Consider the following 19,247-nt stretch of genomic DNA (forward strand, 5'->3'; position numbering starts at 1 on the left):
GCCGATGCGGGCGGTGTAGGACAGGCCATGTCAGTTCGCGCACCCGGTGGTGCGCTTCGACCAGGTGAGGTTGGCGATCTTCCAGCGGCCGGCTTCGCGGACCATGTCGAAATGGTCGGTGCCGCAATGCGAGACCTTGCCGTCGATGGTGAAGACGTAGGGCGACCAGACCATCGCGATGTCGCCGTCGATGTCGACCGCGGGATCGGTGAGGCGTTCGGCGTAGCGCTCGGGGCCAGGCTTGATCGATGCGGCGAACTCGGGCCAGCTGGTGCGGCGGACCGAGCGCGTGCCGTCGGGCTTTTCCTCGGCGACGGTGGCGCCTCCGTCGGAGCGGACCTGCGCGAGGATCGCCTGGCCGTCGCGGGCGGCGAGCGCGGCGAAGAGCGCATCGATCGGGACCATGACGCCGGCCTCTTCGGTCATTACCGCGGGCGGCAGGCCGGTGCCCTTGACGATCGGCTGGACCGGGGTGATCTGTCCGGCGGCGAGGAGAAGAGACAGCAGGATCATCGGGTTACATCCTGAACACGCCGAACGCGGGGCGTTCGGGGATGGGAGCGTTGAGCGTCGCGGCGAAGGCCAGCCCCAGCACGTCGCGGGTCTGGGCGGGATCGATGATGCCGTCGTCCCAGAGGCGCGCGGTCGCGTACCAGGGGTTGCCCTCGTCCTCGTATTTCTGGCGGACGGGCGCCTTGAAGGCCTCGGCCTGCTCGGGCGTCCAGCTTTCCGCGTCGCGGTGGACGGTGGCGAGGACCGAGGCGGCCTGTTCGCCGCCCATCACGCTGATCCGGCTGTTGGTCCAGGTGAACAGGAAGCGCGGCGAATAGGCGCGGCCGCACATGCCGTAATTGCCCGCGCCGAAGCTTCCGCCGATCAATACCGTGATCTTCGGGACGGTCGCGGTGGCGACGGCGGTGACGAGCTTCGCGCCGTGCTTGGCGATGCCCTCCGCCTCGTACTTGCCGCCGACCATGAAGCCGGAGATGTTCTGGAGGAACAGCAGCGGGATGCGGCGCTGACAGGCGAGCTCGATGAAATGCGCGCCTTTCTGTGCGCTCTCGCTGAACAGTACGCCGTTGTTGGCGAGGATTGCGACCGGGATGCCCCAGATGTGCGCGAAGCCGCAGACGAGCGAGGTGCCGTAGAGCGCCTTGAACTCGTGGAACTCGCTGCCGTCGACGAGGCGCGCGATGACTTCGTGGACGTCGTAGGGCGCGCGGACGTCGCTCGGGACGATGCCGTACAGCTCTTCGGGGGCGAACTTCGGCGGCTTGGGCTGCTGGAGGTTCACCGCGGTCTGCGCCTGCGGTTGCAGCGTCGAGACGATGTCGCGGACGATCGTCAGCGCGTGCTCGTCGTTCTCGGCGACGTGATCGACCACGCCCGAGCGGCGGCCATGCGTGTCGGCACCGCCCAGTTCCTCGGCCGAGATGACTTCGCCGGTCGCGGCCTTCACCAGCGGCGGGCCGGCGAGGAAGATCGTCCCCTGCCCGCGAACGATGATCGTCTCGTCGGACATGGCGGGCACATACGCGCCGCCCGCGGTGCAGCTGCCCATGACGCAGGCGATCTGCGGGATGCCGAGCGCGGACATCTGCGCCTGGTTGAAGAAGATCCGGCCGAAGTGATCGCGGTCGGGGAAGACCTCGGCTTGGTGCGGCAGGTTCGCGCCGCCGCTGTCGACGAGGTAGATGCAGGGGAGCCGGTTTTCCTGCGCGATTTCCTGCGCGCGGAGGTGTTTCTTGACGGTGAGCGGGTAGTAGGTGCCGCCCTTCACCGTCGCGTCGTTGCAGACGATCATGCACTGGCGACTGGAGACGCGGCCGATGCCGATGATCAGGCCGGCGCCGGGGACTTCATCGTCGTACAGGCCGTTCGCGACGAGCTGGCCGATTTCGAGGAACGGCGAGCCGGGGTCGAGCAGGCGTTCGACGCGGTCGCGGGGGAGGAGTTTGCCGCGCGACGTGTGGCGCTCGCGGGACTTGGCGTTGCCGCCTAGCGCGGTTCGGGCGACGTCTTCGCGGAGGGTTTCGGCGAGGGCACGGTTGTGGGTCGCGTTGGCGCGGAAGGTTTCGCTGTCGGGGGACAGTGCGGAGGTGAGGACGGGCGCGGTCACTTGATTCCCCTCCCGCTTGCGGGAGGGGTTAGGGGAGGGAATGCGGCCAGGAAGGACACTCGCGGCCTGCCCTCCCCCGACCCCTCCCGCAAGCGGGAGGGGAGCAGTAGGCGCTTCACTGTGCCACCTTGGGGGCGGCCCCGATGAGTTCTCTGCCGATCAGCATCCGCCGAATCTCGTTCGTCCCAGCGCCGATGTCGAGCAACTTCGCGTCCCGCATGAACCGCTCGACCGGCCAGTCCTTGGTATACCCTGCCCCACCCAGCGCCTGGATCGACTCGAGCGAGACCTTCACCGCGCTCTCGCTCGCCAGCAGGATCGCGCCCGCCGCGTCGAACCGGGTCGTCTTGCCCGCATCGCACGACTTCGCCACCGCATAGACGTACGCGCGCGCCGAACTCAGCGCGACGTACATGTCGGCGACCTTGGCCTGGATCAGCTGGAACTGGCCGATCGCCGTCCCGAACTGCTTCCGCTCGCGCACGTACGGGATCACCACGTCGAGGCACGCCTGCATGATGCCGAGCTGGATCCCGGCGAGCACCGCGCGCTCATAGTCGAGGCCCGACATCAGCACGCCGACGCCGCCATTCTCGGGGCCCATCACGTTCTCGAACGGGACCTCGCAATCGGTGAAGACGAGCTCCGCCGTGGGCGAGCCGCGCATACCCATCTTGTCGATCTTCTGGCCGATCGCGAAGCCCGGCATGTCCTTCTCGATCAGGAACGCGGTGATCCCGCGCGAGCCTTCGCCGGTCTTCGTATAGACGACCAGCGTGTCGGCATAGGCCGCGTTGGTGATCCAGAACTTCGTGCCGTTGAGGACGTAGCCGGTGTCGGTCTTCACCGCCTTGAGCTTCATCGAAACGACATCGGAGCCGGCGCCCGCCTCGGACATGGCGAGGCTGCCGACATGCTCGCCCGACACGAGCTTCGGCAGGTACTTGGCCTTCTGCTCGGGATTGCCCCAGCGGCGGATCTGGTTGACGCACAGGTTCGAGTGCGCGCCGTAGCTGAGCCCGATCGACGCGGATGCGCGCGAGACTTCCTCGACCGCGACGACGTGTTCGAGATAGCCGAGACCGAGGCCGCCATATTCTTCTTCGACGGTGATGCCGTGGAGGCCAAGTTCCCCCATCGCCGGCCACAGCTCGCGCGGAAACCAGTCGTCCGCGTCGATCTTCGCGGCCAGCGGCGCGATCTTGTCGATGGCGAAACGGTGCGTGCTCTCGCGGATCATGTCCGCGGATTCGCCGAGCGCGAAATCGAAATCGGGTATCATGCAGCCTCTCCAGACCTTGTGTTGCAGGCATGATACTCGGTCGCTGCGTCCAAGAGAAATTGATACGACCGAACACATGCGATAGACCCCGTCTATGGCTGCACTCGCTATGATCAGACGCGCATGATCGAGCGCTATGTATTGCGCTATTTCTTGGCGGTCGTGGACCAAGGCAATTTCACGCGTGCCGCCGCGCAGTGCCGAATCTCGCAGCCGACGCTGTCGGTCGGGATCGCCAAGCTGGAGGCGTCGCTCGGGCAGACGCTGTTCCTGCGGACCAACCGGCGGATCGAACTCACCCCATCGGGCACGCGGTTCGCGGTGCATGCGCGTCGAATCGAAGCCGAGTTCGCGGCTGCCGAGCGGGATTTGCAGGACACGGCGCCTACCAAGCTCGTCCGCCTCGGGATCGCGACGACGCTACCGCCCTCCTGGATCGCTACGGCATTAAGCCGGGCGCGACGCTCCTCGACCACCGAACGCCTCGAAGTCGTCGAGGGACGGAGCAGAGAACTCGTCGCACTGCTCGATCGCGGGCGGATCGACGTGATGCTCGGCGCGATCGGCGACGATCCGCGGGGCCGGGTGCTGTTCGAGGAAGGATTCGCGGTCGCGGTCGCGATCGACCACCGGCTGGCCGGACGCGCCACCCTCGCGGTCACCGACGTCGCCGAGGAAACGATGATCGTCCGCCGCCACTGCGAAGCGCTGGCCGAGACGAGCCGCTTCTTCACCGCGCGCGGCGTGCGGCCCTTCATGGCCGCCCGCACCGTCAGCGACGACCGCGCACTGACCTATGTCCGCGCAGGGCTGGGGATGACAGTCATGCCGTCGAGCTTTGCCAGCGAGGGCATCGCGATGATTCGGTTGACCGGTTTCGACCCGACAAGGCGCATAGGCCTCATGGTGGCGAACGATTCCGCCTCTCGGATCGAGGGAAGTATCATGGTCGCGGCGATCGAGGAGACGTTCAGGGACATGCATGCGGCGCGAGCCGATGCCGATGATCTCGACTGACGCTATGTAAAAAGCGGTACCGGCGGACCGGTCATCAACGGAAATGGTGGAGCCGAGGGGGATCGAAGTAATCGGCTCTAACCATTGGAAACAATAGTTTTATTTTGGAAGGCTGTTGCGGTTGGTACACTCGGATGTAACAGTTTTAGCCGACCAAGCAACACCTTCTGATTAAGTTCGAGACTCAGGTACTTTCGACAGGTGCGGCTTGGGTGCTATCCTGCCACAGAACCTCCATGGTCATCGCGGACCCGTCGTCCCCGATAAGCATCAGAAATGCGGACGTAACGTGTGGGCCTCTTATAGCCATCGCAACAGAGCGGGCAGCGGCCCGAGCGTCGCGGCCAGGCAGCAAGGTTACTAGCTCTTGACCTAAGGGGGTAAGAGCAATCACTTCGTACTCAAATTGAGTGTTGGGAATGCCGTTTAGCATTATAGCCAGATTACCTTCTCGCATAAACAGACGCCCGCTTTCGGCAAACATCTGCTTACTGCTTAAGCCCATTCCGCTAGCACCCTGTATTAATCCAGCAGACTCCATGTACAAAAGATCTCGGATATCAGTCATTCCTTCGGGTTTAACGAGATTTTTAGGAGCTAGATCCCCAAAGGTATTTTGGCATAAAGCGGAAAATCCGAGGGCATCAGCCTGAGAGAACTCCGAGAGGAACCGCAACGTTCTCATGGAGTACTTTCCAGGCGCGCGAACTTCACCCGACAACACTCTACCCCAGAGTTTCTGCATCCTTTCCGTTGATGCATCCTCAGCATACCGCTCAAACACATTTAGCCAGTCATCATCAATCGGGGCCGGCTCATTCACTGCACCTGCATCGGCTTTCACATCAGGGTTATCGGCGGCTCTATCACGCATATCTTCAAGCATTGCAGCGCTAACTGCTTCTTTGTTCTTAAGTTGACGGTAGGACTTGCGAACCACGTTATTTAACGCCCTGTCAGCATACTCGTCGTCATTACCAGCTTTTGAAGCAGCATTCTTAATGATCGCAGCATCGACAGTTCGGAATGCGTCAATCTGACTGGTGATCTTAACCTTTTGATATTCCAACCAAGCGACAGGAATATCAACGGCAGCCCCGATTAGACGATCCAAAGCCCTTATACTGGCTGGGATCAGTGCTGCCGGGATACCTGCGAAGCCGCCGGTGATTGCGGCGGGAAGGTTAGAAGCCTCAGATGGTTCGTTCATAAGTGGAAGTGTGCCATTTAATACTGAGCCTTACAATCGACCACGACCTGAAACCGCTATAGTTATCCGAGGGATGGCCTCCGACGAAGTCAGACGCGGTTTACCCCCATGGGGCCCTCCGGGGCCTCACACGATTATGACACGCCTAGCGCGACCTGCATTATCGCGCGTGGTTTTCCATCCCTGCATGACGTGTCACTATCGCCAAGCCCTGCCGCCACCGCAGCCCAGCCAGCCGGATGCCTTGCCTTTCCCATGAAATACCGCTTGCCAACCCTGGCTTGTTCACACACATACGTTCGTACATCTGTGAACAGTGGGACACCGACATGGCTAAGCAAGTCGAGAACAACCGGGAGGCAGTGGCATACCTGCGGGTGTCCACCGAGAGGCAGGGCCGCAGTGGGCTAGGCATGGAGGCCCAGAGGGCAGCCGTGGCGGCATACGCTGCTGAGGCAGGGCTTACCCTGGTAGCGGAGTACGTCGAGGTTGAGACGGGCAAGGGCACCAACGCCTTGAGCAAGCGGCCCCAGCTACTAGCAGCCCTAGCAGATGCGAAGCAGCGGAAGGCCCGCCTAGTGCTAGCCAAGCTGGATCGCCTAGCCCGCAACGTGCATTTCATCTCGGGCCTCATGGAAACCGGGGTGGACTTCGTTGCCGCCGACATGCCCCACGCTGGCAGGCTTGAGCTTCACATCTTTGCAGCCGTTGCCGAGCAGGAAGCGCGGGCTATCTCCCAGCGTACCAAGGCAGCCCTACGGGCAGCGAAAGAGCGCGGGCAGGTACTCGGGAGCCACGGGAAGGTCCTTGCCATCCAGAGGAGGGCTGAGGCGGTCGAGCGGCTATCGCCCGTTGTCGATACGCTAGCGGAATTGCGGAGCCGGGGCCTTTCCATGCGCGCCATGGTGGCTGCCCTGAATACGGACGGGGTGGCCTCCCCAGGTGGCGGCAAGTGGCACCTTGCGAACCTGCATCGGGCTTTGCAGCGGGTGGACGCTGCGTAGCGTCTAGCGCGGCACTGTGTCAGTCTCTCCCGGTACGTCTAGGAGAGAGTGCATGTCAGTCGTTTATATCGAAGCGCATCCTAAGGGCAGGCCTGAGGGCACCCCGATTAGTTCCTATGTTGTCGAGGACCACGCAGACCATCCGCTAGTGTCCTTTGCCCTGCAATCCCAAGCCATCAGTTGGGCCAAGCTCAACGGGTTTACGCCACATGTTGCGCGGGTCCGTCATCTGAACGACAAGCGCATCCCCGATCATTGGCGGGCCGCCTAACCTCCGTACTCCGCGCCCCGATCGTGAGCAGGCCACGCGAAGGATGGGCCACGCTGGAACCTGCTGACACCCTGCGGAGCCCTCCCGGTAACCTGCTGATATGCCATGGTTGATACATTGTATCAGCTACCAGGTACGCAATGGGAGGGAGGGAACGGGATGCCTGGAGCCCTCAGTGAATTGATACCATCAGGCACAAAGAACACCCTCCGCATCTATTGGCGCCGGTGATATCCCTACGGCTATCTCACCTAATCCGCTCTTGCTCCCATTGCGATCCCAACAGGGTCCGGTGGCGGGAGTAGCAGATACTATGGCTGCCTCCGCAGTCGTTAAAGCGAGCAACATCAGGGATCATAGCTCTAGGCAAAACCCTGGGCACCCCTGCTAGCTATCGGGATGACGCCAAGCCTAGCAGGTAAGGGCTAGCCACTGACACCCTAGAGGTTGTCCCTTTCAGTTGATCCAGTTTGAATACCATGACGACAGAACGGCGCTGTCTGTCGAGGTATACTCACTGGATCATCTCAAGGGGACTTACGTACAAGCATACATGAGGTCACCAATGGTTGAGTAAACCAGTTTGGACCACCGGCCCCACCCATTGGTGTCCCCACGTATGCAAGAAAGGTACGCATGGGGCACCCTAAGGTTCCTGCACGTAGCACCATGCAAATATAGCAAGTATGCATAGGCTAATAGACCCCTTTAGGTTTATTATAGATGCCTCACCCTAGATGACTAGCATTAGGATCAACTAGACATTACGTGGAATAACTCGGAACTATATTCCGCTTTGTTCAATATTAGTTTGCAAGTGTTGATTTTCGAGCGCAACAAGCCCCGGCGATTACCGCAGGGAGACTAACGATGACTATTCGGCAGCATATTCGGCCATGGGTATCCGTGCGCTCAGCATTCGAGCTTACCGTTCTAGCGGCACTCCCGATGATCCCATTAGCAGCCAAGTATACCGACGTAGTAAATCTTGCGGAGCGTACCGGGCGTACTCCACAGGAAGCACTTGAGGATGCCATGAGCGGAGATACTATCGCTTGGACCGTTGATGGCATCTGGGTTTGCCTTGGCGCAGCAGGTGACGACTACGGGGCTTCCCCTAGGCCCAGCGCGTTCCCTCTGTTGCTGGCCGCGTAACATGACTGAGGATGCCACAGGACAACCAGGGTCTTTCACCGTGAAGGCCCTTGCGAAGCATTGGGGCTGTCATCCCAAGCAAGTCTACACGTTGATAAGCTCAGGTGCCCTACAGTCGTGGAAGCTAGGCGGCAGGGATATACGCATCAGGCATTCCGCCGTTGATGAATACGAGCGCAAGCAACAGAACACAGGGGGTTCAACGTGAAGCCCTTGGACGTGAACGGTGTTGCTGCCCATTGGGGATGTAGCACCACGTTCGTCTATGCGGAGATAGCCGCCGGGAAACTCCAATCATGGAAACTTGGGCGTAACTATCGCATTACCGTTGCAGCCATGGAGGCCTACGAATGTCAGAACCTTACCGCATCGGAAAGCTCACCCGAGTTAGAGCCGACGGGACCAAGTATTGGTCCTATGTCATCCAGTGGGCAGGAGCAGACGGTAGACGCGTCCGCATATCGCTCGGCACGACTGATAAGGCAGCGGCACCGGCCCTAGCGCGGGAGTTCTGGGGCATCCATGTCGGGACCAAGAGCGGCACGACCATGGGCACCTTGGTCGAGGCCTATTTGGATACCCTGCCGAAGCCCTATGATGGGTGGAAACGGAACGGGGAGAATGACCCCGTGGTGCAATCCCGGATCAAGGGGGCCCAGCGCAAGCGGGAGGGGTGGCGACAGGCCAAGCCCTTCTGGGGCAACCTGCTGCCATCCCAGGTAGATGCCGGGACAAGCGCGGAATATACCGTGTGGAGGGCCAAGGCGGCGAACACCATGCGCCATGAGCTAGGCCCGATCTATGCTGCCATGGCATGGGCGGTTGCTGAGAAACTTTTGCCCAGTGCCCCGCCTGTACGTCTTCCGGCAATCCCGGAAAGTACGGTAGGGCATCTAACAAAGGCGGAGTTTAGACAGTTCCTCACGGGCTGCACGTCGGCGCATGTCAGCCTGTTCGCTGCCCTCGCTGTCACCACAGGTTCCCGAGCCACGGCACTCCTGCAGCTTCCTTGGTCAGCCGTGGATTTCGATAGGGGTATCATCCGACTTAGGCCCGAAGGGGTGGCCGCTGGAGCATTGAAGGGTCGGGCAACTGTCCCAATCAACGATCGGCTATTGCCCATCCTGCTAGAGGCCAAGGCTGGGGCCATGTCGGATTACGTGATCGAGTATCACGGAGAGCCTGTATCGAGCATACTAGTAGGGTTCCGCTCCGCCGCCATCCGTAGTGGCATCAAGGTACATCCTCACATGCTTCGCCATAGTGCCGCCGTATGGATGGCTGAGGATAGGGTGCCGATGGTCGAGATAGCTTCATATCTTGGGCATAAGGATGCCGGGATAACGGCGCGGGTTTATGCTCGGTTCGCCCCAGACTACCTGAGGGAAGCCGCGAAGTCCCTAAACTGGTGAGCCCTCGCGTTCTCCCGTGTTCCCGCCGCACATATCTATCACATTGCATGGGACAATAAGTCCCCCTGCTCGACCCCGCCCTAGTAACCCTAGGGTACCCCCAGACACCCACCCTCTAATCATAGGACCCCATGTGGGAACCCATACTATTGATACCGACGTGCTACACAGTGCCCACGCAGCACTGTACTTCACGGGAGCGGATAGACGCATAATGAGCGGCCTTCGGGCTACCCTCGAAATGCTAAAGCTACCCCTCCCGGCTTACGCCCTCCGAGCCCCCACGGGGCCTAACGCTGCCAAGGCCGCACGGGCTGCATACGATGCAGACCATGTGTCACCCTCACGCGGCTAACCGCCGAACTCTACCGACAACCCTCTTAGGATAATCCGATCACCCACGCCGACCAGACTACGTATACCGCAGATACCGCCACCGCTGCCCTCGCTGACACCATGCATGGGATTGAGCAGGCAAAGGCCGACATAGCCTTGCTAGACCGCCTCAATGGTGCAGCCGACAGGCTTACCGCTCTGACTACCTTGCAGGCTGCCATAATCGCCCAGCAGGCGCTAATCTTTGAGCAAGCCGCTAAGGCCCGTCAGGATACAGCCTTCGCGAAGTTCTCTACCGTCGACATCACCGACAAGACACCAGACGAGAATGTCATAAGGTCATCTTTCGAGGTCAGCTACACGACTTCCTCTTGGGACGGCCGGCAGTCTGTTCCTAAGCGGGTTACCATGACGGGCCTGTTGAGCATGCCCGATGATTTGCTTGGGTATCTAATCGAACGCCACCCCAGCAAAATCCCCGCCAAGATCGCACAGCTAGCCGCTGATCCCTATGAGGCCTTCGAGCGATACTTTATCGGCATGAAGCGCGGGCACCTGATCGGCAACGCCTATGACACCAACAGGGCCCAGGCATGAGCCTCCAACTTCGCCGGTTGCAGAATGCCGCCGCTGAGGGTGACCGGGGCCTCCCTGTGTTCCGCCCTACCGCGATCCCGTATGAGCATCCCAACAGCAGCCAGTATGTTGAGACTCTAGGCAAGCCTCAAGACCTAGAAGCATTGCACATGCGGGCGGAGCCCTATGGGGATGCCGCTGTACGCCATGCATGTTGGCAAGCAGTAATGACATGGGTTTTGTTCAACGGGACCACCGACTTACTCTCACAGGGGTACATTGCGGCAAGTAGTGCTGTCCGCTTATGCTTGAAGGAGGATGAGGCCCACGGGCTACCGGACTTCAATGGATTGCGAAAACCACCGGCCCTCCCGCTGATGCCGCAGGACGTTCAGGACAGCATTCGCACCATCGCCGCTCAGACCATCGTTGATTGGCATGAGGCAGGAAGCCCCGGCATAGTTCGCGCAATCGAGCATGCACATGGGCACGTACTCGCATGCAAAATGAAATATCAAAATAAGGACATCGACAGTGTACGCATGTGATCTACCCATGATTACAGTTGGTGGGGGCAGCAGGCTTCGCAGTGCCATGGCTTATTCTATAAACAGCTTGCAGATCAACTCCGAACTATACGGCGGCATACATCCCCTTGCCCCCGAACTACTGGCATTCCTCGCCGTAGCCCAAGAGGCTGTAGCTGCACTTGTGCCGACCCCTACCCCAGATAGCCCAGAGGCCCCAACAATTTGACCATGACACCCAAGCAACGCGCCCAAGTTAATGCAGCGTTGGTTATTATCTATGACAGCGGCAACAGTGCCCCGGCTGTCACGAAGGCAGCACAAGCCCTGATCGCCAAAGGGCATCCCGCCACTGTTGCCTATAGCACCGTGCTGACTGAGTTTGCGGCAGCCTTCCCAACACTTGGGGCTACTATGAGTAAGGTTACCCGGTTGATCCAGGCGAGTACCCCCGAGAGCGTTGCGCAGTACGACAAGGCACTAAGCGAATACATCAAAACGGGTAGCAGCGTGTCACTCAATGCGCTGGCCCCAATGGTAGCACGGGACAGTATGGCGCTTGCTACCAAGCATGGCGAAATGACGGAGGAGGATGCCGCTCGTGGGGATTACTCCGCTGCCCTTGGTGCAGAGCCCTCCGCTGCATCCCGCCAGACCTTTGCCGAGAACACCCCGACTGCCGCCGTTGCGGACGTTGCGCCCGAAGTGGGGGCATCCCAGATTTCCCCCGTCGCAGCGGCCGGTCACTCAGGCCCCGCCGCGCAAGCCGCCAAGGCACGCTCAGGCTATACGGGGTGGACGCCGGATGCAGCACCCGCATTCCACGGCATGACGCCTGCTGCAGTACGCGTGGCAGCCCGAGAGCGGGCCTCGGGGAAAACCCAGGGCTTCACTGAGACGCCAGAGGGTGCCCCGGCATGACCCGCCAGACATTCACCTTTCAGGGTATCGCCCCCGTGCAGGATCAACCCTCCGCAAGGGGTAGCAGCCGGGGTGCCCAAGTGATCGGCGGGGCCTCGCAGGGGTCCGTGGTCACTCCCGGCCTCGAAACCAACGCGGGGCCCGTGGGTGCCCAGCTAGGGCAGTTCTTTGCGAACCTTATGGAACCCTTCGTCAAGCGCAAGCAGGACCAGCGGTTCGCAGAGGGTATGGCCGCAGCCCAGAGCGGTATCGCGCTGGGGGAGCTTAGCCACCCCAATAACCCGGTGAATAAAATCTTCGGCCCCTCGGGGTATGAGCAGGGCGCTCAGATGTATGCCGCCAGTACCGCAGTCAGCACATGGCAGCGCAACCAAGTCGAGGATATGGATAACCTCCAAACCCTTGAGCCCCAAGACCTAGCCAAGCATATCGCAGATACATCCTCCGCTATGAAGACCGGGGACCCCTTTGCAGACCAGATGATCCAAAAGGGTCTGTTTGACGCTACAGGACCCTTGCTCAATACCATTGCGAAACGCCGGGATGCTTGGCAGCAAACCCGAGCGGTCAACGCGGGTACGGATGCCATCCTTTCACAGGGCGCATCCATGCAAGCTCTTGTGACCCAGCAGCTTGCACTAAGCGGGGGCACGCCTGAGGAAGATGCGGCGAACACCGCGACCCTCGGGTCCCTAGATGGCCTATTCGGCATCATGGGAAAGCCCATCGGCATGCATGATGCCAGCTACCAGACGATGCTTGTGGGTGCCGTGCGAGGGTTAGCGCAAGCTGGGCACGGGTTTGCCGTGAGCGCCATGAAGGCCAAGGGTTTCTGGGGCCTCATGGATGCGGACCAGCAGGACAAAATGGATGAGCTAGTTCTGAAGTTCGGCAGCCGGGCCAACATGGAAATGGCAGGCCGTGCGGACTTTGCAGAGCGTCTCCGGGTACATGATACCAAGGTGCAGCACGGGGACTACAGCTCTGGGGAAGGCCCTGCGGACCTGGATCGCATCAACGATGACATCAAACGGGCTACCGGCTTTGACGTTGATGTATTCGACGCGAAGGACCTCCGGGCGGAGGGGCATACCATCACGTCCGCTGCCATCGCCGCCGACAATAAGCGGCAGGATCGCGCCTATGAGCAGTTCCTACGCAAACAGGATTGGGACCATGATGCCCAGGTTAAGCAGGATGATGAGGCATCTAAGGTATCCCTTGCCACCATCGCGTGGACGGCCGGTAACCCCGTACAAGCCATTGCAGGGGGCGCGGATCATGCCTTGATCGAAGCCCAGGCCACCAATGATTGGCTGAGCGGGAACAACAAGAACATCATCCGCACCTTCAATCTGGGGTACGTCTCGGATGCCGTGAAGAAGTCCGCTGCGTCTCAGGTGGAGGCGTCGGTGGGCGAGCAGTACAATCGGAACTTCGAACGGACCTACCAGCAGTGGGGCAAGCTCTATGCCGAGAAGCCCGCAGCAGCCCTAGCGTTCTACGGGCCATACCATGTGGTCATGCAGAAGTATGACAGCCTAGTGAAGGGCCATACGGACCCCATCACGGCATTTGCCAAGACCTTCGGGGATGCCGCTCAGTACGGCTCCACGGACGTAGGCCCAGAGCGTGGCAAGGAAGCCGCCAAGGCTATCGCTGGGGTTATCTCCTCTCAGGCCACATGGAACCCATGGGGCCTCACCAACATGGGAGACAGTGGCAACAACATCGTGAAGCAGGTGTCTTACCGCTACGTTGCCACCGCTGGTAACAACAGTTCGCAGGGCACCAAGGCCCTCATGGATGAAGCCATTGAAGCAGCCACGGCATCCGGTGAGTTCGAGCGGTACGGGCAGTTCGCTGTTCGCAACAAGGCTGGGACCAAGCCGGTAGGTCAGATGCTCGGGCTGGGTGCCCGCGATAGCTCAGCAGTGTTCACCAACGTCTACAACAAGCACATGAGCCTAGTGGGGGCATCCCATAACACGGACCCCGACAGCCTCATCCGTTATGACGACAACGGGCACCCAGCATTCATCGCTGTGGTGAAGAATGCCAAGGGTGTGCGGGTACGCTCGATCATCCAGTACGCAGAGCTAGCCACTGAGGCTCACACCTACGTCTCCAACAGAACAGGCCAAGGGGCAGCCGACCGGAAGCCTACTCGCTTCGTGGGGGCACCCGCTATGCGGTAGCGTCTGCACTCAAAATCAACCCTGCCCCCATGTTACCGGGGGCAGGGTATTTACGTTAGCAGATTAAAGGCCGCTGCACTGGCTGCAAAGGCGATGCCCGCCCGTACCGGACACCTTGTTCACTGCCTCGATATTGTTACCGACAGTGCAGGAATTGTTGTTGTGATGCACCTCAGTCGCGGGGAGCCTGGAATGAAACGATGATACCTTAGCCACTAGTCTTCTCCTGTTAGGAACCCGACAGTAGGCTTAATCATCGTTTAACCATGTCAAATTACATCGGATACCGACCTAGATTTGCCAAGTCATTGCTAGGGGCTAGCTAATAAATCCCGATTGTACGTAACGCATCAATCCTGTTTGCTAGCAGCGGGAAGCACTAACCCCGGCACCTTATACAGCCCCATGCCTTCCACCACTTGGTGCAGGGGGTACCCGCTACCGTAATCATCGGCCACGTCCGAGCTACCATGCCCCATGATTTGACGCTGCACCCCTTCAATGATGCCAGCATGACGGGCGTATTGCTTGAAGGTATGCCGGAAGGAGTGGAACACCATGCGCTTATCGGTGACCCCGCAGGCACCCCGGAGATAGGGCCCGAACCATTCGCCCCACTTGGCTGTAAGCCTTCCGTAGATATTCGCGTTGAGCTTCGGGAAGAGCCGTTCCTGCTTAGCCTTGGTTGCCGCCGCCACGAACGCGAGGAACCCGAGACGTTGAAGCTCAGGGTGTACGGGTACATCCCTCTCGCTGGCAGCATTCTTGAGCCTCAGGCTATCATCGGCATCCTCCTGGATACGAATGAACCAAGATGACAGATCAACGCCGTCCCCATCGGGGTAGCTGATCTGTTGCACATCGGCAGGCCTAAGCTGCCCTAGCTCCTCCATTCGGGCCCCGGTGTATAATGCCAGCAGAGGTAGCCAATAAGCCGCCTCCCCCTTCCCCGCCGCAGGCCGTGCCCCATCGGCATACACGGGGCTGGCGAATATGGCATTGAGGCTAGCTAGGTCGAACTCCTTGCGCTTGTTCTTAGCGGCATCGGTGTCCTTGATGGTGATCCCGGAGGCCACATTGCTTTCCGCATGGTCGTTATCGGCTGCCCATTGCAGCAGTGTCCGCAGCCGGGAGAGCTTCATTTTTATATTCGCAGGGGTTTGCCCCTCGTCCACTAGGGCGACCTTGAAGGCCAGCACGTCCTTACGGGTGATATCTCGCACGGGCTTTCGGCTTGTACGCTCATAGAACCATCGGGCTACAGCGGCGTGGGTATCCTTGCCCTTGGTGACCACCTTACGCTCTGCGGCCCATAGCTCGATAATGTCCGTATCGAGCATGGTCCCCGACTCGGGTTTCGTCGGGGCTGCTTCAGGGGCGGCTAGCGCGGGTGCCACGGGCTCGGTACGGGCGGCGGCAAGCTCAGCCGCAAGCCGTTGAACCTCAGCCTTGGCAGCCCCCAGATGCTCCCTCAAGACCTTTAGATCGAACTCCTTGTCATCGACTAGATAGCGGATGGGGCGATCATCGGGTTGCAGTTCCTTGGTTGATCCCCCGATGCGCTCAGTGAGGAACGCCACGGCAGCCGCCGCACCATCATGGCGGGCCTGCTTTTCGACAAGCTCCTTGGACTCGATTGCAGCCCTCTCCCTGCCCCATTCCCATGCGGCGGCATCATACTCCGGGAATGGCCGCGATTGAGTCCGTGGGGCCCCAGCGGGGAGCTTAGCAGGCAATCGTCGGGATGCCTCGTCTAGCAGAGCTTGGGATGTCAGAGTTTCGCCGGGGATGAGCCGCTTGGCTTCCTCGCGGTCCTTGGTGCGTAGGGACACCATGAACTCCGCTTTACCGCCCAGGAGGGGGCGTAGCTCAGCCGGGATCGTCCTACGAAAATAGTAGGTGGCACCGCGCTTGCTCAGAAATGTGCACATGGTCATCGGTCCCTGTTACGTCTGTAACAGCCGCCCGGTGAAACCCATGATTTCCAGATTTATCCCAGTGTTATCAACACTGTAACGGAAATGGTGGAGCCGAGGGGGATCGAACCCCTGACCTTTCGCATGCCATGCGAACGCTCTCCCAGCTGAGCTACGGCCCCATTCCCGTTGGGAGGCGGGTCACTAACCGGACCCGCCCGGGTTGGCAAGCGGCGTAAATGCCGCCTGCCAAATTTATTCGACTTAACGCTCGTGTTCGTCCTGCGGCGTCTCGACGCCGAGGTCGTCGTCGCCGCCGAGATCGACTTCATCGTCCGCCGACGGCTCTTCGTCCTCGCCGGTGATCGAGGCGATGTCCTCTTCCTCGTCACCCTCGAGATCCGCGTCGGGCTTCTTGGTGTCGGGCTTGGCGACCTCGAACGGCAGCGGCTGCTTCGACTTCAGGATGGGCTCGGGCTCCCACGCATACCCGCATTCGATGCAGGTCACGGGGTCGGCTTTTTCGAGGTCGTAGAAACGCGTCGCGCATTTCGGGCACGAACGCTTCGTGCCCCATTCCGGCTTGATCATGCCGATAGAACCTTTCGGATGAATGGATTGCGGGGGGATACCCTCGCAAAGTGGGCGCGCCTTGCCATAGCGCAAGGCCACTGTCAAAAGCCCGGCCCCATGGCACACCCCCTCCCCACTTCGATGGACGTCGTCGCACGCGGTCCTCTGACCGGTTCGATCGCGGTCCCCGGCGACAAGTCGATCAGCCACCGCGCGTTGATGTTCGCGAGCCTCGCGGTCGGCACCAGCCGGATCGAAGGGTTGCTGGAGGGTGAGGATGTGCTCGCTACGGCGGCGGCGATGCGCGCGATGGGGGCTACGATCGAGCGCGGCGAGGACGGCATCTGGGTCGTCGACGGCGTCGGGGTCGGTGGACTGCTCCAGCCCGAGACCGCGCTGGAGATGGGCAATTCGGGGACGTCGACGCGGTTGCTGATGGGGCTGGTGTCGAGCCATCCGATCACCTGCACCTTTACGGGTGACGCATCGCTGTCGGGGCGGCCGATGGGACGGGTGATCGAGCCGCTGTCGCAGATGGGGGCGGACATTACGTCCTCTCCTGGCGGGCGGCTGCCGTTGATGGTGCGCGGGATGTGTCCGGCGGTGCCGATCGAATATACGCTGCCGGTCGCGTCGGCGCAGGTGAAGTCGGCGATCCTGCTGGCGGGGCTCAACACGCCTGGGATCACGCGCGTGATCGAGCCGATCGCGACGCGCGATCATAGCGAGCGGATGCTGACGGGGTTTGGCGCCAAGCTGACCGTCGAGGAGACGAACCAGGGTCGCATCATTTCGATCACTGGCGAAGCGGACCTGAAGCCGCAGGATATCGTGGTGCCGGGCGACCCGTCGTCGTCGGCGTTCTGGCTGGTCGCGGCGTCGATCGTACCGGGGTCCGATATCGTCGTGCACAATGTCGGGCTGAACCCGACGCGGATCGGGATCGTCACGGCTTTGCGGATGATGGGCGCGGATATCACCGAGCTCGACCCGCGCACTGTCGGCGGCGAGCCGGTCGCCGATCTGCGCGTCCGGCATGCGCCGCTGACCGCGATCGAGGTGCCGGCCGATCTCGCGCCGAGCATGATCGATGAATATCCCGTGCTGTTCGTCGCCGCGGCCTTCGCGAGCGGCACGACGATCGCACGCGGTGCGCATGAGTTGCGGGTCAAGGAATCGGACCGGATTACGACGATGCGGATCGCGCTCGAAGCGTGCGGGGTTCCTTGCGAGGAGTATGAGGACGGCATGGCGATCACCGGGTCGGGCGGCGCGGCGATTCGCGGTGGTGCTCGGATCGCCTCGAAACTCGACCACCGCATCGCAATGAGCATGGTCGTAGCTGGACTTGGCGCCGTTCAGGCCGTCACGATCGATGATGTATCGCCGGTGGCGACGAGCTATCCCGTATTCTTCCGGTCGCTCGACGCGCTGACCGGCCGGGGGAATTAAGATGATCATCGCAGTCGACGGTCCGGCGGCATCGGGCAAGGGCACGATCGCGCGTGCCTTGGCCAAGCATTACAAGCTGCCGTATCTCGATACCGGGCTGCTCTACCGTGCGGTCGCGTTGAGCGTGGCGCGGATGGGGCTCGATCCGGAGACCGAGGCCGACGCGGTCGCCGCGTGCGACTTTAGCGATGCGTTGCTGGGCGATCCGGCGTTGCGCGACGACGATATCGGCGCGCTGGCGTCGGTGGTATCGGCGCATCCGCTGGTGCGGGCGGCGTTGCTGCATCGGCAGAAGCGGTTCGCCGCGCAGGAGGGTGGCGCGATTCTTGACGGGCGCGATATCGGTACCGTGATCGCGCCGGATGCGGATGCGAAGCTGTTCGTGAAGGCTACGCCGAATATTCGCGCGCAGCGGCGGCATGCGGAGTTGCAGGCGCGTGGGGGGACGGCGAGCAAGGATCGGGTGCTGGCGGATATCCGGGCTCGGGATGCTCGGGATAGCGGGCGGTCGACTGCGCCGTTGGTGATGGCGGCGGATGCTGCTTTGCTGGATACGAGCTTTTTGTCGATCGAGGCTTCGGTGCAGCGGGCGGTGGCGTTGGTGGAGGCGCAGCGGGTGAAGAAGGCGGCTTCGGTTTAAGCCTTCCTCACACCCGAGCGAGTGCACCACCCCGGCGAAGGCCGGGGCCCAATTGGAACGTCAGCAGTAACGAAGCGCAGTCCTCAGTTAGCATCGTCCCCCAATTGGGCCCCGGCCTCCGCCGGGGTGGTTGCTCTGTTGGGTAACGGAAGCGCATCTTCTTCTCGCTTCCCTCCCTGGAAGGGAGGGGTTGGGGGTGGGTCGGCCAGCTTGCGCCACCCCAAATCGTCTATGCGGAAGCCGACCCACCCCCTGCCCCTCCCTTCCAGGGAGGGAAGGGGGATCAGTGGACCTAAAGCGCAGTAACCAGCGCCACCGCCCCGAACACGACCCCCGGCGCGTTCGCCACAACGATCGGCCAATCCCGCTTGTCCTTCAGGAACCCATACCCCACCCACAGCGCGCAATTTACCATCGTCGCGAACGGCTGGACCACCGATCCCTTCTGCCCCGCAAGGTTCAGCATGATCTGGTCGATGTACGACAGGTACATCACGATCGCCGTCACGGTGGCGACCCAGCCCAGCACGAGAATGCCGCGTTCGTTCAAATCTTCGCTCCTGTTGTGAGCGGCCCCTAACGAAGCAGCGGCGAACTTGCTCCGAGACCCGGTTTCGGCTATACGGAACCGTCCGGCG

At 61.2% G+C, this 19,247-nt stretch carries 17 protein-coding genes, 1 tRNA gene and 1 pseudogene; 11 read left to right on the forward strand and 8 right to left on the reverse strand.

Annotated elements, in window-relative coordinates:
* Positions 1 to 30: 30 nt before the first annotated feature.
* The 3 genes from ASE82_RS06195 to ASE82_RS06205 form a co-directional block, all read right to left on the reverse strand.
* Entirely contained in the window at positions 31 to 513 is a 483-nt protein-coding gene (locus ASE82_RS06195) for a nuclear transport factor 2 family protein (protein WP_056060370.1), read from the reverse strand.
* A 4-nt stretch (positions 514 to 517) separates the two neighbouring features.
* Positions 518 to 2,119, reverse strand: coding sequence for a carboxyl transferase domain-containing protein (locus ASE82_RS06200; protein ID WP_056060373.1), 1,602 nt, complete (start codon positions 2,117 to 2,119; stop codon positions 518 to 520).
* Between the two features lie 115 nt (positions 2,120 to 2,234).
* Complete coding sequence (locus ASE82_RS06205) at positions 2,235 to 3,401, reverse strand: isovaleryl-CoA dehydrogenase (protein ID WP_056060377.1); 1,167 nt, start codon at positions 3,399 to 3,401, stop codon at positions 2,235 to 2,237.
* Positions 3,402 to 3,524: 123 nt separating this feature from the next.
* Between ASE82_RS06205 and ASE82_RS06210 the strand changes: the two genes are divergently transcribed.
* A complete protein-coding gene (locus ASE82_RS06210) occupies positions 3,525 to 4,418 on the forward strand; it encodes a LysR family transcriptional regulator (RefSeq protein ID WP_056060379.1) in 894 nt (297 codons plus the stop codon).
* 184 nt (positions 4,419 to 4,602) lie between these two features.
* Here ASE82_RS06210 and ASE82_RS18825 read toward each other — a convergent pair whose 3' ends face one another.
* Positions 4,603 to 5,628, reverse strand: a complete 1,026-nt coding sequence (locus ASE82_RS18825; protein WP_082441344.1) for a DUF2806 domain-containing protein — start codon at positions 5,626 to 5,628, stop codon at positions 4,603 to 4,605.
* 329 nt (positions 5,629 to 5,957) lie between these two features.
* Here ASE82_RS18825 and ASE82_RS06220 point away from each other — a divergent pair, with 329 nt between their 5' ends.
* The 8 genes and pseudogenes from ASE82_RS06220 (at position 5,958) to ASE82_RS06245 (ending at position 14,028) form a co-directional block, all read left to right on the forward strand.
* Entirely contained in the window at positions 5,958 to 6,632 is a 675-nt protein-coding gene (locus ASE82_RS06220) for a recombinase family protein (RefSeq protein ID WP_056060385.1), read from the forward strand.
* A 1,427-nt stretch (positions 6,633 to 8,059) separates the two neighbouring features.
* Positions 8,060 to 8,266 (forward strand): helix-turn-helix domain-containing protein, encoded by a 207-nt coding sequence (locus ASE82_RS20365; protein WP_162236705.1) that lies wholly within the window; start codon positions 8,060 to 8,062, stop codon positions 8,264 to 8,266.
* A gap of 11 nt (positions 8,267 to 8,277) precedes the next feature.
* Positions 8,278 to 8,355, forward strand: a pseudogene (locus ASE82_RS20370) (hypothetical protein); the annotation flags it as partial.
* Between the two features lie 53 nt (positions 8,356 to 8,408).
* Positions 8,409 to 9,470 (forward strand): tyrosine-type recombinase/integrase, encoded by a 1,062-nt coding sequence (locus tag ASE82_RS06225; protein ID WP_056060387.1) that lies wholly within the window; start codon positions 8,409 to 8,411, stop codon positions 9,468 to 9,470.
* Positions 9,471 to 9,926: 456 nt separating this feature from the next.
* Positions 9,927 to 10,403, forward strand: a complete 477-nt coding sequence (locus ASE82_RS06230) for a hypothetical protein (RefSeq protein WP_056060390.1) — start codon at positions 9,927 to 9,929, stop codon at positions 10,401 to 10,403.
* Positions 10,400 to 10,930 carry a hypothetical protein gene (locus ASE82_RS19675; RefSeq protein ID WP_056060394.1) on the forward strand — a complete coding sequence of 177 codons (531 nt, stop codon included), beginning with the start codon at positions 10,400 to 10,402 and terminating at the stop codon, positions 10,928 to 10,930. The genes ASE82_RS06230 and ASE82_RS19675 overlap by 4 nt, the downstream gene beginning before the upstream one ends.
* Positions 10,931 to 11,134: 204 nt before the next feature.
* Entirely contained in the window at positions 11,135 to 11,830 is a 696-nt protein-coding gene (locus tag ASE82_RS06240; protein WP_162236707.1) for a hypothetical protein, read from the forward strand.
* A gap of 179 nt (positions 11,831 to 12,009) precedes the next feature.
* On the forward strand, positions 12,010 to 14,028 hold the full coding sequence (locus ASE82_RS06245; protein WP_156348797.1) for a hypothetical protein: 2,019 nt from the start codon (positions 12,010 to 12,012) through the stop codon (positions 14,026 to 14,028).
* Between the two features lie 350 nt (positions 14,029 to 14,378).
* Here ASE82_RS06245 and ASE82_RS06250 read toward each other — a convergent pair whose 3' ends face one another.
* The 3 genes from ASE82_RS06250 to ASE82_RS06260 form a co-directional block, all read right to left on the reverse strand.
* Complete coding sequence (locus ASE82_RS06250; RefSeq protein WP_056060403.1) at positions 14,379 to 15,959, reverse strand: site-specific integrase; 1,581 nt, start codon at positions 15,957 to 15,959, stop codon at positions 14,379 to 14,381.
* 91 nt (positions 15,960 to 16,050) lie between these two features.
* Positions 16,051 to 16,126: transfer RNA gene (locus tag ASE82_RS06255), tRNA-Ala, on the reverse strand.
* Positions 16,127 to 16,208: 82 nt separating this feature from the next.
* Complete coding sequence (locus ASE82_RS06260) at positions 16,209 to 16,535, reverse strand: TIGR02300 family protein (RefSeq protein WP_031395784.1); 327 nt, start codon at positions 16,533 to 16,535, stop codon at positions 16,209 to 16,211.
* Positions 16,536 to 16,634: 99 nt separating this feature from the next.
* On the opposite strand from ASE82_RS06260, the gene aroA reads away from it, so the two are divergent.
* Together aroA and ASE82_RS06270 are read left to right on the forward strand one after the other, a co-directional pair.
* Positions 16,635 to 17,969: a 3-phosphoshikimate 1-carboxyvinyltransferase gene (gene aroA / locus ASE82_RS06265; protein WP_056060405.1), complete on the forward strand. Its 1,335-nt coding sequence runs from the start codon at positions 16,635 to 16,637 to the stop codon at positions 17,967 to 17,969.
* Between the two features lies 1 nt (position 17,970).
* Complete coding sequence (locus tag ASE82_RS06270) at positions 17,971 to 18,609, forward strand: (d)CMP kinase (RefSeq protein WP_056060408.1); 639 nt, start codon at positions 17,971 to 17,973, stop codon at positions 18,607 to 18,609.
* 292 nt (positions 18,610 to 18,901) lie between these two features.
* Here the strand turns inward: ASE82_RS06270 and ASE82_RS06275 are convergent, their stop codons facing one another.
* Complete coding sequence (locus ASE82_RS06275; protein WP_056060411.1) at positions 18,902 to 19,159, reverse strand: SemiSWEET family transporter; 258 nt, start codon at positions 19,157 to 19,159, stop codon at positions 18,902 to 18,904.
* Between the last annotated feature and the right edge of the window lie 88 nt (positions 19,160 to 19,247).

The sequence above is a fragment of the Sphingomonas sp. Leaf230 genome (assembly GCF_001421745.1).
In the GTDB taxonomy this organism is placed as follows: domain Bacteria; phylum Pseudomonadota; class Alphaproteobacteria; order Sphingomonadales; family Sphingomonadaceae; genus Sphingomonas.

What these genes read in the sequence shown, in the direction of transcription:
- ASE82_RS06195 (WP_056060370.1), bottom strand. Translation starts at nt 513, where the DNA reads ATGATCCTGCTGTCTCTTCTCCTCGCCGCCGGACAGATCACCCCGGTC.
- ASE82_RS06205 (WP_056060377.1), bottom strand. Translation starts at nt 3,401, where the DNA reads ATGATACCCGATTTCGATTTCGCGCTCGGCGAATCCGCGGACATGATC.
- ASE82_RS06210 (WP_056060379.1), top strand. Translation starts at nt 3,525, where the DNA reads ATGATCGAGCGCTATGTATTGCGCTATTTCTTGGCGGTCGTGGACCAA.
- ASE82_RS18825 (WP_082441344.1), bottom strand. Translation starts at nt 5,628, where the DNA reads ATGAACGAACCATCTGAGGCTTCTAACCTTCCCGCCGCAATCACCGGC.
- ASE82_RS06220 (WP_056060385.1), top strand. Translation starts at nt 5,958, where the DNA reads ATGGCTAAGCAAGTCGAGAACAACCGGGAGGCAGTGGCATACCTGCGG.
- ASE82_RS20365 (WP_162236705.1), top strand. Translation starts at nt 8,060, where the DNA reads ATGACTGAGGATGCCACAGGACAACCAGGGTCTTTCACCGTGAAGGCC.
- ASE82_RS06225 (WP_056060387.1), top strand. Translation starts at nt 8,409, where the DNA reads ATGTCAGAACCTTACCGCATCGGAAAGCTCACCCGAGTTAGAGCCGAC.
- ASE82_RS06230 (WP_056060390.1), top strand. Translation starts at nt 9,927, where the DNA reads ATGCATGGGATTGAGCAGGCAAAGGCCGACATAGCCTTGCTAGACCGC.
- ASE82_RS19675 (WP_056060394.1), top strand. Translation starts at nt 10,400, where the DNA reads ATGAGCCTCCAACTTCGCCGGTTGCAGAATGCCGCCGCTGAGGGTGAC.
- ASE82_RS06245 (WP_156348797.1), top strand. Translation starts at nt 12,010, where the DNA reads ATGGAACCCTTCGTCAAGCGCAAGCAGGACCAGCGGTTCGCAGAGGGT.
- ASE82_RS06250 (WP_056060403.1), bottom strand. Translation starts at nt 15,959, where the DNA reads ATGTGCACATTTCTGAGCAAGCGCGGTGCCACCTACTATTTTCGTAGG.
- ASE82_RS06260 (WP_031395784.1), bottom strand. Translation starts at nt 16,535, where the DNA reads ATGATCAAGCCGGAATGGGGCACGAAGCGTTCGTGCCCGAAATGCGCG.
- aroA (WP_056060405.1), top strand. Translation starts at nt 16,635, where the DNA reads ATGGCACACCCCCTCCCCACTTCGATGGACGTCGTCGCACGCGGTCCT.
- ASE82_RS06270 (WP_056060408.1), top strand. Translation starts at nt 17,971, where the DNA reads ATGATCATCGCAGTCGACGGTCCGGCGGCATCGGGCAAGGGCACGATC.